Source organism: Lacticaseibacillus brantae DSM 23927 (assembly GCF_001436115.1).
GTDB classification, from domain to species: Bacteria; Bacillota; Bacilli; order Lactobacillales; family Lactobacillaceae; genus Lacticaseibacillus; species Lacticaseibacillus brantae.
Genome location: NZ_AYZQ01000001.1, coordinates 104,614 through 123,348, shown reverse-complemented (window position 1 = coordinate 123,348; position 18,735 = coordinate 104,614). Strand labels below are relative to the sequence as shown.

19 protein-coding genes are annotated in these 18,735 nt (G+C 47.4%); 4 read left to right on the top strand and 15 right to left on the bottom strand.

The features are described from left to right. Positions 1 to 78: 78 nt before the first annotated feature. The 4 genes from glmS to cdaA form a co-directional block, all read right to left on the bottom strand. The gene (glmS, locus tag FC34_RS00605; protein ID WP_057893445.1) at positions 79 to 1,890 is read right to left on the bottom strand and encodes a glutamine--fructose-6-phosphate transaminase (isomerizing); all 1,812 of its coding nucleotides are present in this window, start codon (positions 1,888 to 1,890) and stop codon (positions 79 to 81) included. Between the two features lie 207 nt (positions 1,891 to 2,097). Then, positions 2,098 to 3,453 carry a phosphoglucosamine mutase gene (gene glmM, locus FC34_RS00600; RefSeq protein WP_057893444.1) on the bottom strand — a complete coding sequence of 452 codons (1,356 nt, stop codon included), beginning with the start codon at positions 3,451 to 3,453 and terminating at the stop codon, positions 2,098 to 2,100. A gap of 38 nt (positions 3,454 to 3,491) precedes the next feature. Further along, positions 3,492 to 4,490 carry a CdaR family protein gene (locus FC34_RS00595; protein ID WP_057893443.1) on the bottom strand — a complete coding sequence of 333 codons (999 nt, stop codon included), beginning with the start codon at positions 4,488 to 4,490 and terminating at the stop codon, positions 3,492 to 3,494. Continuing rightward, entirely contained in the window at positions 4,487 to 5,332 is an 846-nt protein-coding gene (cdaA, locus tag FC34_RS00590; protein WP_057893442.1) for a diadenylate cyclase CdaA, read from the bottom strand. The genes FC34_RS00595 and cdaA overlap by 4 nt, the downstream gene beginning before the upstream one ends. 90 nt (positions 5,333 to 5,422) lie before the next feature. Here cdaA and FC34_RS00585 point away from each other — a divergent pair, with 90 nt between their 5' ends. Then, positions 5,423 to 6,064, top strand: a complete 642-nt coding sequence (locus tag FC34_RS00585) for a DUF1361 domain-containing protein (protein WP_057893441.1) — start codon at positions 5,423 to 5,425, stop codon at positions 6,062 to 6,064. A gap of 52 nt (positions 6,065 to 6,116) precedes the next feature. Here FC34_RS00585 and FC34_RS00580 read toward each other — a convergent pair whose 3' ends face one another. The 7 genes from FC34_RS00580 to murB all read right to left on the bottom strand — a co-directional run bounded on the left by FC34_RS00580 (position 6,117) and on the right by murB (position 13,658). Then, positions 6,117 to 7,190, bottom strand: coding sequence for an ABC transporter substrate-binding protein (locus FC34_RS00580; protein WP_057893440.1), 1,074 nt, complete (start codon positions 7,188 to 7,190; stop codon positions 6,117 to 6,119). Continuing rightward, on the bottom strand, positions 7,174 to 8,013 hold the full coding sequence (locus FC34_RS00575; protein ID WP_057893439.1) for an ABC transporter permease: 840 nt from the start codon (positions 8,011 to 8,013) through the stop codon (positions 7,174 to 7,176). The genes FC34_RS00580 and FC34_RS00575 overlap by 17 nt, the downstream gene beginning before the upstream one ends. After that, entirely contained in the window at positions 8,003 to 8,827 is an 825-nt protein-coding gene (locus FC34_RS00570) for an ABC transporter permease (RefSeq protein WP_057893438.1), read from the bottom strand. The genes FC34_RS00575 and FC34_RS00570 overlap by 11 nt, the downstream gene beginning before the upstream one ends. 10 nt (positions 8,828 to 8,837) lie before the next feature. Next, a complete protein-coding gene (locus tag FC34_RS00565) occupies positions 8,838 to 9,929 on the bottom strand; it encodes an ABC transporter ATP-binding protein (protein ID WP_057893437.1) in 1,092 nt (363 codons plus the stop codon). Positions 9,930 to 9,947: 18 nt separating this feature from the next. Further along, complete coding sequence (locus FC34_RS00560) at positions 9,948 to 10,487, bottom strand: helix-turn-helix domain-containing protein (RefSeq protein ID WP_057893436.1); 540 nt, start codon at positions 10,485 to 10,487, stop codon at positions 9,948 to 9,950. Between the two features lie 156 nt (positions 10,488 to 10,643). Further along, a complete protein-coding gene (locus FC34_RS00555) occupies positions 10,644 to 12,740 on the bottom strand; it encodes a cation:proton antiporter (protein ID WP_057893435.1) in 2,097 nt (698 codons plus the stop codon). Between the two features lie 21 nt (positions 12,741 to 12,761). Further along, positions 12,762 to 13,658, bottom strand: a complete 897-nt coding sequence (gene murB / locus FC34_RS00550; protein ID WP_057893434.1) for a UDP-N-acetylmuramate dehydrogenase — start codon at positions 13,656 to 13,658, stop codon at positions 12,762 to 12,764. 121 nt (positions 13,659 to 13,779) lie between these two features. Here murB and FC34_RS00545 point away from each other — a divergent pair, with 121 nt between their 5' ends. After that, positions 13,780 to 14,547, top strand: coding sequence for an exodeoxyribonuclease III (locus tag FC34_RS00545; RefSeq protein ID WP_057893433.1), 768 nt, complete (start codon positions 13,780 to 13,782; stop codon positions 14,545 to 14,547). A 1-nt stretch (position 14,548) separates the two neighbouring features. Further along, positions 14,549 to 15,085 (top strand): 3'-5' exonuclease, encoded by a 537-nt coding sequence (locus FC34_RS00540; protein WP_057893432.1) that lies wholly within the window; start codon positions 14,549 to 14,551, stop codon positions 15,083 to 15,085. A gap of 38 nt (positions 15,086 to 15,123) precedes the next feature. Here the strand turns inward: FC34_RS00540 and tsaE are convergent, their stop codons facing one another. The 4 genes from tsaE to FC34_RS00520 all read right to left on the bottom strand — a co-directional run bounded on the left by tsaE (position 15,124) and on the right by FC34_RS00520 (position 17,720). Continuing rightward, the gene (tsaE, locus tag FC34_RS00535) at positions 15,124 to 15,573 is read right to left on the bottom strand and encodes a tRNA (adenosine(37)-N6)-threonylcarbamoyltransferase complex ATPase subunit type 1 TsaE (protein ID WP_057893431.1); all 450 of its coding nucleotides are present in this window, start codon (positions 15,571 to 15,573) and stop codon (positions 15,124 to 15,126) included. A 7-nt stretch (positions 15,574 to 15,580) separates the two neighbouring features. Further along, a complete protein-coding gene (pta, locus tag FC34_RS00530; RefSeq protein WP_057893430.1) occupies positions 15,581 to 16,558 on the bottom strand; it encodes a phosphate acetyltransferase in 978 nt (325 codons plus the stop codon). A 72-nt stretch (positions 16,559 to 16,630) separates the two neighbouring features. Next, positions 16,631 to 17,029: an arsenate reductase (thioredoxin) gene (arsC, locus tag FC34_RS00525; protein ID WP_057893429.1), complete on the bottom strand. Its 399-nt coding sequence runs from the start codon at positions 17,027 to 17,029 to the stop codon at positions 16,631 to 16,633. Further along, a complete protein-coding gene (locus FC34_RS00520; RefSeq protein WP_057893428.1) occupies positions 17,022 to 17,720 on the bottom strand; it encodes a uracil-DNA glycosylase in 699 nt (232 codons plus the stop codon). Before FC34_RS00520 ends, arsC begins: the two co-directional genes overlap by 8 nt. A 138-nt stretch (positions 17,721 to 17,858) precedes the next feature. Here FC34_RS00520 and FC34_RS00515 point away from each other — a divergent pair, with 138 nt between their 5' ends. Continuing rightward, positions 17,859 to 18,734, top strand: a complete 876-nt coding sequence (locus FC34_RS00515; RefSeq protein ID WP_057893427.1) for a Cof-type HAD-IIB family hydrolase — start codon at positions 17,859 to 17,861, stop codon at positions 18,732 to 18,734. The last annotated feature ends 1 nt before the right edge of the window (position 18,735 follow it).

Sequence of the window (18,735 nt, the reverse complement as noted above, 5' to 3'; positions counted from 1 at the left end):
TTTCCCCAGCTTAGGCGGCCGTTCGCTGACTGTCAATGGCCACACAAAAAGCGCAGCCGAGACTGCGCTTTTTCAATTCTATTCCACTGTCACTGACTTAGCCAGATTCCGTGGGCGGTCGACATCGTAACCACGATCAAAACTTGTGAAGTAAGCCAACAATTGGCCAGGAATAATCATCAGTAGAGGCGCTAACATTGGATCGATATCGTCCACCACTAATTGATCTTCTTCACTGGATTGGCTCTCAGTCGCGATGCGTAAGACTTTGGCGCCACGGGCTGCAATTTCATCAGCGTTACTGCGGGTGTGAGCGGCGGTCTTTGGATCAGAGATGAAGGCCACAACTGGGGTGTCTTGCTCAATCAAGGCAATGGTGCCGTGCTTCAATTCCCCTGCGGCAAACCCCTCTGCCTGCACATAAGAGATTTCCTTCAGCTTGAGGGCCGCTTCAAGACTCACGTCATAGTCTGTGCCCCGCCCGATAAAGAAGGCATTACGGGATTGACTAAATAAATCAGTCGCCCAGTCGTGAATGGCGTCTTTTTGGTCGATGAGCGCTTGTTGACCAGCTGCAGCTAACCCTAATTGGTGCACGACGTCAAAGGCTTCAGCTTCGCGATGATTCTTGGCTTCGCCTAAGCCTTGCGCGATGAGTGCTTCAACGGCGACTTGGGCGGTATAAGCCTTGGTTGAGGCCACTGCGATTTCAGGGCCAGCATACAACCCGAGTTGATAATCAGCTTCCCGAGCCAGGGTGGAACTCAGGACATTAGTAATCGTCAAGGTTGGATAGCCTTGGGCCTTCACCTTGACCAAGACCTGGCGAATATCAGCCGTTTCCCCACTTTGAGTCAAGAAAATAAACAATGGTTTCTCCGATAAGAGTGGTTGGTTGTAACCAAATTCAGACGCCAAATGTACTTCCGTTGGCACGCCAGCCAACTTCTCAAAAAGCCCTTTACCAACAAGCCCAGCATGATAACTGGTCCCAGCGGCAACAATATATAAACGGTCAGCTGCCTTGAGGGCTGCAAGCAATGGCTTTGGCAACTCAACTTCGCCACGGTCGTTGGTATACTTTTTCACCAAACGCCGCATCACAATCGGTTGTTCGTCGATTTCTTTGAGCATATAGAATGGGTACGTGCCCTTGGAGGCATCGCCCTCTTCCATTTTCACAGTAAAGGCCTCGCGGTGAACTGGGGTCCCGTCGAGCGTTTCAATCGCAATGCCGTCCTGAGTTAAGGCAACAATTTCTTCGTCTTTCATTTCAACGAATTGATCCGTTTCTGATAACATGGCCAAAGCATCAGACGCCACGACATTGAAGCCGTCACCTTTACCAATCAACAGTGGGCTCTTGTTCTTGGCCACAAACAACGTGTCTGGGGTCAGGCGATCCACCAAGGAGAAAGCGTAGGAGCCGTCAACCATTGTTAAGGCTTTCCGGAAGGCTTCTTTGGCGCTTAAGCCTTCCCGAGCGAACAAGGCGATTAATTGCACAACCACTTCGGTATCAGTTTCACTGGCAAATTCGATATCCAAAAGGTATTGGCGCTTCAATTCATTCGCATTGGTGATGACCCCGTTATGCACGAGGTAGAATCGTTCATCGTTAGAAATGTGTGGATGTGAGTTGGCCACTGATGGCTTCCCATTGGTTGCCCAACGCGTGTGCCCGATACCAAGCGTCCCTTGAATGGAATCATCCACTGCTGCTTCAAGATTTTTAATCCGGCCAACACGCTTCACCAAGTAATCGTGGCCAGCCTGGTCGTTGACATAAATGCCCGCCGAATCATAACCACGATACTCGAGCTTCTCTAAACCTTGCATCAAAATTTCAGTGGTGTTCTTTTTACCGATAACGCCAACAATTCCACACATACTAACAGCCTCTTTTCTTCATATTGGTTCTTATCACTTTTTTAATTGGTACGCGATGACAAGGACAAATATATCGAGTATTTTAAAGACTGTCAAGCATTTGTTATAAAGTGGTATAGGTCGATTTAATTAAATGGTATAGACTAAAAAAACGATTGACCTGCTTTTACGCAGATCAATCGTTTTTTGTCGGAGTTATGTTTTTGATTAGTTGCCCATTTCTTTTTCAACAACGGCAACGATTTGATCAACATATTGGTTCACAAGTTCCTCAGTTTTGGCTTCAGCCATCACTCGGAGTAATGCCTCTGTCCCACTAGGGCGAACCAGCACCCGGCCGTCGCCATTCATTTCCTTTTCGACGGTATCAATAGCTTGCAAGATAGCCGGGTATTGTTCCCAACGATTCTTGTCACTGACGGGCACATTAACCAGCTTCTGTGGATAGCTCTGCACGGGCGCTGCCAATTCGGACAGTTTCTTACCGGTCTGTTTCATGACATTCAATAATTGAATCCCCGTCAACATACCATCCCCAGTGTTATGGTAGTCAAACAAGACCACGTGTCCCGATTGTTCCCCGCCAATGTTATAACCATTTTCACGCATTTCTTCGACCACATGGCGATCCCCAACAGCTGTTTGCACAGACTTCATGCCAGCTGCTTCAAGCGCCTTGTATAAACCGATATTACTCATTACCGTGGTGACCACGGTATCTTGCATCAATCGGCCTTGGTCTTTCATGAAGTTGCCCAGGATGTACATAATTTTATCCCCGTCGACAATATTGCCTTGTTCGTCGACAGCGATACAGCGGTCACCATCGCCATCAAAAGCGAGCCCGACTTGCGCTTCTTCATCAACCACAAATTTGGCTAACGCTTCTGGATGGGTTGACCCGACACCCTTATTGATGTTGATGCCATCGGGGCTGGTAGCCATGGTCACAAAATCAGTATCAAGATCAGCAAACAAGCGGCTCACTAAGCCACTGGTGGCACCGTTCGCTCCATCAATGGCCACGCGAATACCTGACAGTTCATCGGAGAGGGTCTGTTCAAGAAATTGTGTATATTTGAGGGCGCCTTCTGGATAGACGTCAACTGTCCCGAGACCTTCAGCAGAAGGCCGTGGCAAAGTGTCTTCGGGTGCATCCAGCAAACGTTCGATTTCGTCTTCAGTATCATCAGACAGCTTGTAACCATCAGAGCCAAAGAACTTGATGCCATTATCTTCGGCGGGGTTATGTGAGGCCGAGATTTGAATGCCAGCATCAGCACTTTGCACCTTAATCAGGTAAGCAACAGCCGGCGTGGTGATCACACCCAGGGAGAGGACTTCAATCCCCACGGATAGCAATCCTGAGATTAATGCATCTTCAAGCATCTGGCCTGATTTACGTGTATCACGCGCTACAAGCACTAGTGGCCGGTGATCGGTATCAGCCTTATGCTGGGTTAAAACATAGCCACCTGCGCGGCCAAGTCGAAACGCCAATTCTGGACTTAATTCTTGATTGGCAATACCGCGGACACCGTCTGTTCCAAAATACTTTGTCATGAAATTTTCCTCATTTCTTTTACCGATTAGTTAAATGCCTATTTGCTGGAGCTACTGCTGGCATTTGAAGCACTCGTGTTATCAGATGCCGTGGCGCTAATATTGACCGAGACAGACTCTGGGGTCACAGTGACACCATCTGCTGGCGACTTCAAATCAACCGTTTTAGTCGTCGAGCGCTGAACGCCAGTTAAATCGACGGCCGCTTCAACGCTCGAAATCTTATCAAGCGCGGCTTGCGGGCCGTGGATTGTGACCGTCTTGGTATCGCTATCCAGCACGTAGACCCGATTACTTTCACCAGTCCCACTTTGCTTTAGTTTCAGATCAACTTTCTTACTTGGTAAGCTGACAGGTAAGGTTACATGAACCGTTTGTGGGGCAATGACCACGTTGACGGTATTGCCATTACTGTCTAAAGCTTGCAACAAGGCTTCTTGTTCCACATCGTTCTTGGTATTGCGGTTAAGCGCCACGTTTGCCACAACTTGATAAATGCGATCAATTTCACTGCGGGCACCAGTGACCTCAACCGTGTCAGAGCTCACTTTTGCTCGGCCGGCCACATAATCTTCAGCTAACGCGTCCTTGTTGTATTTCACTTGGACTGGCATGGTCTTGGTATCCCTAGTCTGAATATTCACTTCAATGGATTTAGGCTCAATACTGTAGGCCAAATCCTTATTGAGACCTTCTTCACGCAGTTGAACGGTGTGCTTCCCAATACCGAGATTGGTCAGATCAGCAATCACCCGAAAAGACTGGGTGTTCGCAGAAACAGTGACCAATGACGCGTTCCCTTCGAGGGTGACTTTAACCTTTTGGGGATAGCCGGTAATAAAGTATTTATCAGTATTCGCATTAATTTGTAATGGGACACTGACGGTTTGCTTCTTTGTCGCCAGAATGGTCAGATTTTTGGTGCCTGTCTGGCGCGTGTTATCAATTTTTTCGACATTGACATAAGCGAACAACGCAATCGTCAAAATGAAGGCCAATAAGCGGTAAAACCACGAGCTGTTCCAGAATTTACTCATTTCTTGGCCCCCTTACTACTCCGAAAGCCGGCGACAAATTCATGCCAAACGCTCCCGCTTGGTGTTTCTTCATGAACCAATTGAGCGGTCAGAAACTTCAAATAGTCTTCTCGGCTCATATCAATCATCAAATTGTTATTATTCGTCAGCGTCACGCCACCAGTTTCTTCAGAAACGACAATGGTCACGGCATCAGTAACTTCACTAATCCCGACTGCGGCCCGATGCCGCGTCCCTAAGGACTTAGGAATCATGCTGCTTTCTGAAAGTGGTAAATAGGCCGCTGCGACGGCAATCTGGTTGTCCCGAATAATGACGGCACCATCATGTAATGGTGTATTCGGGATGAAGATATTAATCAGCAATTCCCCGGTGATATCAGCGTCCAAGGGAATCCCGGTTTCAATATAGTCTTCCAGGCCTGTGTTCTTCTGAATCGTAATCAACGCCCCGATGCGGCGTTTACTCATATACTGAATGGCTTTATCGAGTTCGTTAATCATCTTAGTCTCAGCTTCATGAACATTATTCTTCGGCCGCAAAAAGACTGATCCCCGGCCGATATGTTCCAAGCCGCGCCGAATCTCAGGTTGGAAGATGATGACTAGGACTGGTACAATCCAGGTAATGACTTGATCGACAATATATGAAATGGTCCGCAGTTGGAAGTACCAAGCCACAATCTTAATTGCGACAATGACGAATACCCCTTTGAGCAGCTGGACTGCCTTGGTGCCGCGAACCAGCATGATGAGCCGGTATACCACGTACCAGACCAACAGAATGTCGACAACATTTGCCACCGTCGACCATGTTAGAAAGTTTGTCAAAAAGGTCTGCATACGTCGTCCTCCAATTTTTTATGTAAAACGTAATTACATTATACCACGAACAAACGTATAATTGAGGGCGGAAATTAGTGGGGTGAAATTGTGAATACACGGACAAAATGGCTGTTCCGCGGCCTCTTTTGGATTAGCATTGTCTACTTAGTTCTATTCGAACATGGGCATTATGACTTCTTAAGTCTCAATCTCTTGTTGGCCTATATTCCGGTGGAAATCGGCTTCTGGCTGACTGAGAAGCGTTCGCCTTGGCTCTTCTATCCTTTGTTAGTCATCTGGATGCTGTTTCTACCTAATGCCCCATACTTATTGACTGATCTGGTGCATCTGACGTTGCTTGACGCCTACTCGCCGACCACCATGCTACTAGTTAATTCCCCACGTGTCTGGTTCAAGTTTGCCGAGTTAGTCCTTGCCGTTGGTCTCGGCACAGTTGGCGGCTTTCTCAGCGTTCAAAGCGTGGTGGCCGCCATTAGTCGGCGCTTTAAGCGGCCACGAATGGTATTTTGGTTGGTTCCAACGGTCTTCTTCTTAAGCAGTCTGGGGATATACATCGGGCGATTCCTGCGCATCCACACGGTTTATCTGCTCATGCCTGACTGGATTATGAATCGGATTTTAACGATGTGGTCACCGCGAATGTGGATTTTCACTCTCATCATTTTTGCCGTCCAAATGGCCGGCTATGGCCTAATCGTCTTGAGCCAACACGCTCAATCAGAAGAATGACGACAAAAAAAGCCCTGCTGGCGATTCCAGCAGGGCTTTTTTGTAGTCATTGCTACTTTCTGTACATCTTAAATTCAAGGAAAAGGTCATTGTACAAGCCAACAGTCTTGGGACTGAGATCTGCATAAGTTTGCAAATGTGCCATGGTTTGATTGTCGGGATAGAACTGACGATCATCACGCACAGCCTTTGGCAAAAGGGCCTTAGCTTTGGCATTTGGTGTCGCATAACCCACGTATTCAGCATTCTGAGCCGCATTCTTTGGTTGCGACATAAAGTTTAAGAACGCATAGATGGCTTTATAATGCTTCGCCGTCTTTGGAATCACCAGGTTATCAAACCACAAATTACTGCCCTCGCTTGGCACCACGTAATGCAAATGCTTATTGTTGGCCAACATATCGGCGGCTTCACCCGACCAATCCACAGCTAAAGGTGCTTCATTTTCAGCCATGTACATTTTGATTTCATCCGCAACCACCGCCTTCACATTCGGCGCCAATTCATCGAGTTTGCCTTTGGCTGCCTGAAGTGTTGGCGCGTCAGTCGTATTCATCGACTTACCAAGTGACACCAGTGAAAAACCGAGAATATCGCGGGCGGAGTCAATCAGCATGATGCTGTTTTTGTAGCGTGGATTCCATAAGTCATCCCAGTGTTGGATTTCGCCCGCTTTGACGAATTTGTCATTATAAATAATCCCGAGCGTCCCCCAAAAATAAGGCACACTGTATTTGTTCCCGGGATCAAAACTCTTATTCATAAATTGCGAGCCATAGTTTTTCAACCCGGTTAGGCGCTTATGGTCCAACGGCACCAAGAGGTTCGCCTTTTTCATCTTTTCAATCATATATTCAGAAGGCACCGTTAAGTCATAACTGGTACCGCCCTGCTGAATTTTGGTAAACATGGCTTCGTTCGAATCAAAGGTTTCCAGATTAATATGATACCCAGTCTCCTTCTCAAACTTGGTGATCAACGCTGGGTCAATATAATCGCCCCAGTTAGCAAAGTTTAACGTGTTGTCCCCGGTGGCGCCTTGAGACTTCTGTAAATTCTGACTCCACAAGCCTAGTCCTAATGAAATGGCCAGAATCAAGACAGCCAAACTAATGAGTCGTTTCATGTGCTAACGCCTCACTTTCTTCGAGTGCTTGGTGTTTGGCTTTACGCGACTGGTTGTTGGTTTGAATGAAGTAATACCCGACCACCAACAAGAGGGCAAAGATAAACATCACTCCTGACAACGCGTTAATTTCAAGATCAATCCCTTGCCGTGCCCGCGCATAGATTTCAACAGACAAGGTTTGGAAGCCGTTCCCGGTGACGAAGAACGTCACCGCAAAGTCATCCAAGGAATAAGTGAAAGCCATGAAGAAACCGGAGAAAATGCCGGGGGTGATGAACGGAAAAATGACCCGCGAAATAATTTGGCCATTTGTTGAGCCCAAGTCTCGGGCTGCGTCCAACATTGACTGGCTCATTTCCTGCAATTTCGGCAAGACCATTAAGACCACAATTGGAATAGAGAAAGCAATATGGCTCATCAGGACCGAACCAAATCCAAGTGGAATTTTTAGGGCAGTATAGAAGATTAAGAAGCTCGCCCCAATGATGACGTCGGGACTAACCATCAAAATATTATTCAATGAAAGCACACTATTCCGCACGACACTGCGAGATGTCGTGTTAATGGCCATGGCCCCCAATGTGCCGATAATAGTCGCCACCAACGAAGACAAGAGCGCGACCAATAACGTATCAATCACGATTTGAATCATCCGAGTGTCCGCGAATAAGGCGGCATAATGCTTAAAAGTAAAGCCGGTAAAATTAGTCATCCGACTGCCATCAGAGAACGAATAGGTGATGAGGTACATGATCGGCAGATACAAAAGGATAAAAACAATCACTAAATAGAGATGAGACCATTTAAATTTAGTTTTCATGGCGAGCCTCCTTCCGATGGTGATTTCGTTCGCCAGTCAGGAACATGATGATAAACATTGCCACAATCAAAACGACGCCGATGGTTGAACCCATCCCCCAATTCATCGTGGTCAAGAAATGTTCTTCAATCGCCGTCCCCAGCGTAATGACGCGATTACCGCCAATCAATCGGGTAATCATAAAGAGACTCAGTGAGGGAATGAAGACCGCCTGCACACCGGCCTTCACGCCACTCATCGTCATTGGCACAATCACTTGGCGGAAGGTTTGCCAGCTGCTAGCGCCTAGATCTCGGCTCGCATTGACTAAACCTTCATTCAGTTCTTCGACTGAGTTAAAGATTGGCAGAATCATAAACGGAATTTCAATATAGGCCGCCACAAAGATAAAACTAAAATCTGTGAACAGAATTTGTTGGGCTGGGATACCGAATAATCCTAAGAACGAATTAATGCCACCATCCTGGCTAAAAATTCCGATAAACGCATAGGCTTTGAGTAATAAGTTAATCCAGGTCGGCAGAATGATCAGCAGTAACCACAATTGCTTGTGCTTGGTGTAATGCAGAAAATAAGCCGTTGGATACGAAACCAAAAGCGTAAAGAATGTGATTACAAAGGCATACCAAACCGAATTCACGGTCATCAAGATGTAAGTCCCCGAAGAAAAGTAGGTCTGATAATTGCTCAGCGTGAAATGGCCGTTAATATCAAAGAAGGATTGATAAATGATCAGCACCACTGGGGCAATGACGAAGAAAATCAACCAGAAACCGTAGGGGATGTAGTACGCCGCGTTTGTAGATTTTTTCATCGTACCCCTCCTATTCGTCGCCTTCGTAACTCTCAAGCCGGGCATCAAAGTCTTCTTCAGATTCATTCAACCGCATAACGTGAATATCTTCAGCGTCGAAAGTCAGGTCAACGGTTTCACCGTCCTTGGCGGGATTGGTGGAGTGGACCAACCATTCATTGCCCAAACGGTCATAAGCCACGATTTCATAGTAGTCGCCGCGGAATAGTTGCGTATCAACTTCAACGGTCACCTTACCCTCACCCACCGGCGTAATATCCAAGTCTTCTGGCCGCAGGACAACTTCAACCGGTTCATTTGGCTTCATCCCCGCGTCCACACTGTCGAATTCTTTACCGTTAAATTCTACCCGATAGTCACCAATCATGTGACCGGCGATAATGTTACTTTCGCCAATGAAGTCCGCCACAAAATGATTAATCGGTTCATCGTAAATATCAACTGGCGTCCCTGACTGTTGAACTTTCCCGTCATTCATGACAAAAATTTCATCTGACAAAGCCAAGGCTTCTTCTTGATCATGAGTCACAAATAAGAACGTGATGCCCAAACGTTGTTGCAGTTCTCGCAGTTCATATTGCATGTCTTTACGGAGTTTTGCGTCTAATGCCGACAAAGGCTCATCCAGCAACAGGACTTGCGGTTCTAACACAATCGCTCGTGCAATCGCCACCCGCTGTTGTTGGCCCCCTGATAATTCAGAAATTTCGCGGCTATCATAACCAGTTAAGCGCACCATTTTGAGAGCTGCTTCAACTCGATTTTTGATGTCGTCTTTTTTAACTTTACGAATGCGTAGCCCATAAGCCACGTTATCAAAAACATTCATATGCGGAAATAACGCGTAATCTTGAAAGACTGTGTTAACCTTGCGCTCGTTAGCCGGCACGTCATTAATGCGTTTACCTTCGAACAGAACGTCGCCCTCAGTCACATCCAAAAAACCGGCAATGGCCCGCAAAATTGTTGTTTTACCACTGCCTGATGGCCCCAACAAGGTGTAAAACTTGCCCTGTTCAATCTCGATATTGATATCTTTCAAGACCACCGTCTGCCCATACATTTTGTTGACGTGCTTTAACTCAACAATAACTTCACTCACTCCATACACTTCCTCTTTTTATAAATATGAGGCGGTCGCGACGAGAATGCAGACGCTCTTGCCCGTTGAATGATTATGAATTTGATGCTGCTTAGTCGCATGGAAATAAATCGTCTCGCCCCGTTTGGCAATATATTCATCTTCACCAAGTTGCAGACTAATCTGTCCAGAAACGACATAGATAAACGTTTCTGCCGGCGATGGCTCAAACGTTTTGAACGTCCCATCAGGCTCAAAGGTGATGAGGACCGGCTCCATCTCGTTCTCATTGCTCTCTGGGACCAGCCACCGCAACGAATAGCCTTTCTCATCATCATCGTAGACCGTTTGATCGGCCTGACGATAAACCAATTGGCTTGGCGCCGCATCATTGAAGAAGTCGGCCGGTGTTTGGCCCAAAACGTTCAAAATATCAAAAAATGTCTCCATCGATGGCGAACTTTGATTGTGTTCAAGTTGCGAAATATATCCCTTTGATAAGTCAGTCCGTTCACCCAATTCTTCTTGGGTCAAATTTTTGCGAATTCTCAGATCGCGAATTTTCTGCCCAATGTCCATGTGCCACCCCCAAAAGTTTCGTTAAACTAAACTTTAAGTTTAATACTCGTAAACAATTATACTGAGCCGGCCGTGATTTTCAAGCCATCTGGCTTTTAAACCAAAAAAAAGCCTAAGTCCCGACGGGTTGTCGAAACTTAGGCTCAGATAAACAATTTACACATCTTCGACGGTGGTCAAATTCGTCGCATTTTCTGAGAAATTGACACTAGAGCTGAGCCGTTGGGCCATGGTCGTCCCAAGGTAGCCTTGCTCCGCTAAATCATGAATGGCTGTGCGTTCAGCTGCAAAGGCAATCGCCCGCAACCGTTGCAGTTCGTGATCGTAGACTGTGGTTTTGTGCTGACCCAAGTCTTTGACACTGGCAATGCGATTCCGATATTGAATAATCAACGTGTAAATCACTTGGCGATTGTAATTGTGCTTACGCACTTCTGGTTGCTTCAGATAACTTGAAAGATGCTTGAGGCCACCTTTGGCCAATTCTTTTTCTGCAAAGAGTTGTTCTTTATATAACCACCGTAAGCGGCCGGTTTCGCGCAGTAGGTTCAACCAATGCTGTGTGAGCACCATAAATCGATCAAAGGTAATGTGAATTGACGGGCGCCCTTTGTGACGGGCTAAGGCCGTGAGTTCTCTCAGCCGCTGTTCTAATGAGCGCTTAAAACGCCGATGAGTTCGAACCGAAATCTCGTGCGTTTCCCACATTTCAGCTAGGGTCTGTAACTCACCTTCAATGCCGACTCGGCGCAGGTCAATTTCATCTTGTACCAGCGGTGGAATATCATCACTGGTATCTTCTTGAAGCTCAATTCGGCGAATCAACGCTTGATACTCGCTGATCAAATCAAGCACGGGTTTTTGATTCTCTTCCCGTCGCTCCGATTCCAACCGCCGGACGGCCGTTTGGTAAATATATTTTTTGGCTTGGTCCTCAGTTAGCTGGCGCACGTCCTGATCATCATCAGACTCGTTGTCTTCAAAATCTGACCCCCGCAATTGTAAAGGCGTCCAAGCTTTGGTGATAATCGGCAGTGTGATGACCGCCACAACCAAACTCAAGACAACCACATTGGCGGCGATAAAAAGCATCAAGCCCCGTTCTGGAAATGCGGACCCATTTTGTAACAACAACGGGACGGCCAAGACCCCGACCAGCGTAATGGCACCCCGAACTCCAGAAATTCCTGAAAGCAAGGCTGTTCTGAGACTGGGCTTGACTTCAGCCGTGTGATTGAGGGACTGCGCCCACATATAGCCGTAAGTCCAGACGACTCGGATGCCCAAGACTGCAAGGTAGACAAGCACGGCATAGCCAAACGCCTGCCAGGTATTGATCTCATGATTTTCAATGATATCGTGCATGGCCAGGGGCAATTCAATTCCCAAAATCAGGAAAATTATCCCATTCAACAAATAGACTAGCAACGACCAGGTTCTTTCAGTTACAATTCGTAGCTCGGGAAGCGCGGCAATGTAGCGGTTACTGCGAGCGTTGTTCAATAGCCCGGCCACAACAACTGCAATCACGCCTGACGCTTGTAGCCCTTCATCCACGAGTAAGAAAATCACAAACGGCGTCACAATCTGCAGAATCGTATGCAAGGTCGTGTCGTTTATCCCCTGTCGCAATAGCCAGCGGCGGACTAAATTGATGAGTAACATCAAAACGGCCCCGGCAATGGCCCCCACAATGGAAATATATAAGAAATCCACAGCAGCGTCTCGAAAGACAAATACACCCGACATCGTCGCCGCAATCCCATACTTGAATCCAATTAGGCCGCTGGCATCATTAATCAAGCTTTCGCCACTGACTAAATGTAGTACCTCACTGGGTAAATGAACCCGCTTTGCCAGTGATTGCACAGCAATCGGATCCGTTGGTGAAATAATGGCTGACAAGGCGAAAGCTGCTGACAACGGCATTTTGGGGACAATCCAGTGAATAAACAGACCGCCCAAAAGCGTCGTGGTAAAGACCAAGAAAATCGCATTAGCCACAATTGGCCCGCGCAGCTTCCACAGCTCTTGCCGTGGGAAATGGCGGCCATCATTGAACAGCAATGGTGCAATGAACAACAGCATGAACCAATCGGTGGCCATGTTGATTTCTAAATGAAAAATTAAAGCCAGACCTAAGCCTAAAGCGGTTTGAATCAATGAGACCGGAATGGCCACGATGTAGTGGCTGAGGACGTTTGAAATAATGACCAAGGTCACTAATAGAATCACTGCCTCGACTAAATGCATTCGTCCACTCCCCTCTCTATGTTAACGTTTATCTTCACCAATAATCCGCACTTCAGGCTCTAGACTCACATTCGAGTCAGCTTTCACCGTTTGCTGGATAAGATGAATCATATCAAGATAATCGGTTGCCGTCGCGTGATTGATATTCACGATAAAACCAGCGTGCTTCGTTGAAATCTGCGCGCCCCCAAGAATATGACCCTGCAAGCCAGCTTTTTGAATTAAGGGCCCGACAAAATAACCCGTTGGCCGTTTGAAGACCGATCCACAAGATGGATACTCCAGGGGTTGCTTAGCGGCCCGCAAAGCGTTGAGCCGATCCATTTCGGTGCGGATGGTGGGCTTGTCCCCAGGCTGTAACTTGAACGTGGCGGCTAAGACCATTTCGCCAGTGTCTTGAACTAGACTATGGCGATAGGCGAACTGCATCTCATCATGCTGATAAGTCTTCAAGTTGCCATCGGCAGTAATCACATCGACGCTTTCAATGACAGTTTCGACTTCACCGCCATAGGCCCCAGCGTTCATAAAAACGGCCCCGCCAATACTGCCCGGAATGCCAGCAGCAAATTCTAAGCCAGTTAATCCGGCTTCGTATGCCACCTCAGTCGTGTCAATCAAACGGGCGCCGGCTTGGGCGACGATACGCTCGCCAACGGTTTCAATTTCGTGCATGGCAGTCAAGATAATGGTTAAGCCACGAATCCCGCCATCTTTAACGATGAGGTTACTGGCGTTACCAATAATTGTGACCGGTAGCTGTTCATCGGCCGCATAATCGAGAAGAATTTTGACTTCCGCCACCGTGCGTGGAAAAGCCAATTGGTCAGCCGGTCCTCCTGTTTCAGTAAATGTATATTTGCTTAGTGGTTCGTTTTTCAGTAAAGCAATCGCAGTCGCGTGCAATTTGTCTGCCACAAGACCAGTTCCTTTCGTTCATTCTCTTTTTGTAGTGTAGCATAGATTCAACGTTTGAACACCGTGCGCTGGGCGCAAAATCTGGTACACTAGACCTATTCAATAAGCGGAGGAATCGACAATGAAATTTATTTCTTGGAATGTTAACGGCTTACGGGCCGTCTTAAAAAAAGACTTCATGGACACTTTCAATGCCTTAGATGCAGACTGGTTCTGTCTTCAGGAAACTAAAATGCAAGCCGGTCAAGTCGACCTCGATCTGCCAGGCTACCATCAATACTTTAACTATGCCGAGCGTAAGGGTTATTCTGGCACAGCTATTTTCACCAAACATGAACCCCTGGCCGTGACTTATGGCATTGGCCTACCGGAACACGACACAGAAGGTCGCGTCATTACACTTGAATACCCAAACTTCTATTTAATGACAGTTTACACCCCGAATTCCGGGCAAGAACTCAAACGCCTGGATTACCGGCAAGCCTGGGACCAAGCCTTCCTGGACTACACCAAAACTTTAGCGGCAAAGAAGCCGTTGATTTATTGTGGAGACCTGAATGTTGCCCACGAAGAAATCGACTTGAAGAACTTTAAAACTAACCATAAAAACGCCGGCTTCACCGATGAAGAACGCGAAGACTTCACCCGCCAACTGAATGCTGGCTTCACGGATACCTTCCGCCATTTCTATCCTGACTTAGGTGGGGTCTACTCTTGGTGGAGCTATCGCTTCTCGGCCCGCAAAAACAACTCCGGGTGGCGGATTGACTATTTCGTCACGAGCAATCCGCTCCAAGACAAGTTGGTCGATGCCAAAATTTTGACCGATATCATGGGCAGTGATCATTGCCCAGTCGAACTCGACACCGTCGATCTATTGGGGGCTTAGCATGGATTTCATTGCGATGGATTACGAAACCGCCAATCGAAAACGGGCGTCTGCCTGCTCAGTGGCGTTGGTCGTCGTTCGCGATAATCAAGTCATTGATAGTTTCTATAGCCTCATCAATCCTGAAACTGAGTTTGACCGGCAAAATATCCGCATCCACGGCATTACACCCGAAATGGTCGCTGATGCCCCTAACTTTGCCACCATGTGGCCTCACATTCAGAGTTTCTTTTCGGTGCAGCAAATTGTGGCCGCCCACAACTCGCCCTTTGACGTCTCAGTTCTGAAACATAGCTTGCAACGTTATGGCGTTAAAGTGCCACATTATCAGGTCATTGATACCGTCAAAACCAGTCGTAAATTCTTCCCGAATTTGCCTAATCATCGCCTCGATACGGTCAGTGTCGCTTTAGAAATCCCGCTGCCCCATCACCATCACGCTTTGGCCGATGCGTATGCATGCGCTGAGATTCTGGTCACCGAAACCCAACAGTTCGGTGAGGGGCGCATTCGACCATTTATGAAATTGACCACCTAAAAAAAGTTGCGACCAGAATCATCTGGTCACAACTTTTTTTAATGCAAATCGGCAATCAACTGTTGGGCACGCTCACCGACAGCTTCAAATGTTAATGTCCGTTTGTCGTCATCATGGTCATCTTTTAAGAAATGGATTAACACATAAGTCTCCGGTAAAGCTGAGCGCAAGAATTCTGGCCACTCAACAACACTCACACCATCGCCTTCAAAATACTCTTCTAAACCCAGATCTTCAGCCCCGCCATCTTCAAGACGATAAATGTCCATGTGATAGAGCGGTAACCGCCCATCTTGATATTCCCGCACAATCGTAAACGTGGGACTTTTGATCGGATCATTAATCCCAAGACCAACGGCCAGGCCTTTGGTAAAACTCGTCTTACCAGCACCCAGATCACCATCCAACAGGAGGACATCGCCAGGAACAAGTTTATCTGCCAAAGCGGTGGCAAACGCTTGAAGTTGGGTTTCGTTATCAAATTCCATATCTAACCTACTTCATCAATGTCTGCGCAGCCGTGATAATGGCAAGTTTGTAGACATCTTCTTCATTAGCACCGCGAGATAAGTCAGAAACTGGTTTAGCTAAGCCTTGCAGAATTGGGCCAATTGCTTCAAAGCCCCCGAACCGTTGGGCAATCTTGTAACCAATGTTCCCCGATTGTAATTCTGGGAAAATAAAGACATTGACTTCACCAGCAACTGCAGAATCAGGAGCTTTCTGGCGAGCGACTGATGGGACAAAAGCGGCGTCAAACTGCAATTCACCATCAAGTGGTAAATCAGGGGCTAATTCATGCGCAATCTTAGTGGCTTCGACGACTTTATCCACTTGGGGTGCCTTGGCCGAGCCTTTGGTTGAGAAGGATAATAACCCCACTTTTGGATCAATGCCAAACAACTTAGCCGTATTTGCAGATTCAACGGCGATTTCAACTAATTCTTGTGCTGAAGGATCGATATTGATGGCATTGTCGGCAAATAAATACCGTTCATCGCGGCCCCGTTGCATGATATAGGCCCCACTAGTCCGACTCACCCCTGGCCGCGTTTTGATAATTTGAAGCGCTGGGCGAACAGTATCACCTGTGGAGTGGACCACCCCACTGACCATGCCGTCAGCATCACCAACATAGACTAGCATTGTGCCAAAATAATTGGGGTCGCGTAAGCCAGTTTCGGCCTGTTCTTGGGTGGCTTTCCCATTGCGGCGCTCAACAAAAGCTGTCACCAAATTTGGAAATTCAGCATCCGTTGCTGGGTTACGAATTGTCAGCTTATTTAGACTCCAACTATTGTCGCTTGCAACAGCGGCAATCGTATCAGGATCTCCCAAGACAATCGGCTGCACGAGGCCTTCAGCGGCCAGCCGGACTGCAGCACCGAGAATTCGAGGTTCCTCGCCTTCTGGAAAAACAATCTTAATCTGCTTGCCGGTGATTTTTTGTTTAAGCTCTTCAAATAAATCCATATCAACAAACCTCCAATTTTAGTGAAGCGATTACTCGACTATCATAGCTGATTTTAGGCGCAGTGACTAGCATCAGTCCGCCAACGTTTGAATCTCCTGTTTAATTTGATCGCGAACAGTTCGAAACATCTCCAGGATCGCCGCCTGGTCCCCATGGGCTTGGGCCGCATCAGGTAAGTCCCAATGTAAATGGTGAGTGCCTTGCGGTATTGTCGGGCAGCGGTCTTGGGCATCCCCACAGAGTGTCACCACTAAATCTGCGCCGGCAAAAAATTCAGGGTCTATCAAAGTTGATTGTTGATGCGAAATGTCGATGCCGTCTTCAGCCATGACTTGCACGGCCATAGGATTCAGACCGTGAGCTTCTACTCCAGCACTCTGAACTTCTGCTGCAAGCATTTGTCTGGCATATCCTTCCGCCATCTGACTCCGACAAGAATTACCCGTGCACAAAAAGTAAATTCTACGCATTAGCTGACTCCTCCTCGGGGTTCTGCGGTAGTTGCCAATCGATTGGCGTTTCGCCCATCGACACTAAATCGGCATTAGCCCGTGAAAAAGGTTTACTGCCAAAGAAGCCCCGATAAGCTGACAAGGGACTGGGATGTGGCGAAGTGATGATTCGATTGGTTTGTGGGTTAATCAACGGAATTTTCTGCTTGGCAGAATTCCCCCACAGAATAAACACGACCCCGCCTCGAGCTGATAGGGCCGAGATAGCCGCATCACTAACCTGCTCCCAGCCTTTTTGCTGATGGGAATTAGCCACACCGCGCCGAACTGTTAGCACGGCATTGAGGAGCAGCACCCCTTGGGTCGCCCAACTTTTCAGATAGCCGTGATTCACCGGGGTAGCGCCGACATCAGCTTGCAATTCTTGATAAATATTTCGGAGCGACGGCGGCAAGGGAATGCCCGGCGCGACGGCAAAGCTAGCGCCCACTGCCTGGCCGGGTTCATGATAAGGATCTTGGCCGAGAATAACGACTTTGACCTGATCAAAAGGCGTCCATTCAAAAGCCTGGAAAATATGGTGCATTTCCGGATACACTGTTTGAGTCGCGTATTCCTGTTTAAGAAATGCGTGTAAGGCTTGATAGTCCTCGCTAGCAAAAACCGGTGCAAGAATATTTTGCCAGTCATTATGAATCAAAGTTTTCATTGTTATCCGCTCCCATCGCTTGCTGCAGCTTCATTGTAATCGAAACCTGGAGGCAGGACTAGCCCCAAAACACCAGGAATCGCCTACCAAAGAGAGCGATTTCATGATAAACTCAGGAAGAATATAGGAGGATAAGCCATGATCAAATTGATTGCTTCAGATATGGACGGCACCTTGCTGAACGACAAGATGCAGGTGTCTGCAGGAAATGCCCAAGCGATTCTGGATGCCAAAGCAGCTGGAATTCAATTCGTGGTGGCTACTGGCCGCGGTTTGAGCGAGGCCCAACCTTTACTCGCAGCCCAGAATCTACACCCGGCCTTTATTACGCTGAATGGGGCTCAGGTTTTTGATGAACAACATAAATTAGTGGTCGATATTCCGCTCAGTTCGGCGATGACGACTTACGTGAGTGATGATTTGAAGGCCCGCGGCATTTATTTTGAATTGATTACCAATCAAGGCATCTACTCCGACAGCAAGGTTGCGCGGATTCAAAATGTCGCTGACTTGCTCGTTGACCTTAATCCTGATACATCCTATAAGATTGCCGTTGTCCTGGCAGCGGCTCGCCTTGAATTAATGAACATTAATTACGTGGATAATTACGATGCACTGCTCAAAACCCCCGGGATTGAAATTATGAAAATCATCGCTTTCAGTCCGGAACACCAAGCGGCCTTGGACGCGCCAAAAGCTAAATTCAATGCCACCGGGGAACTGGTCGTCACGAGTAGTTCGGCCAATAACATCGAAATTAACAATATCCATGCCCAAAAAGGGAGTGCCCTCACCGAATTTACAAAACAACGTGGCATCTCCATGGATGAAGTCATGACCTTGGGCGATAATCTCAATGATGAATCCATGATTCGCCAAGCTAAGTACGGCGTCGCGATGGGTAACGCTGTCCCAGAAATTAAAGCCCTAGCTTGGAGAGAAACAACCACAAATCTTGAAGACGGCGTGGCCAAAGCAATTTATCAAGCCATCGCCATTAACCAGGCCGAATAAG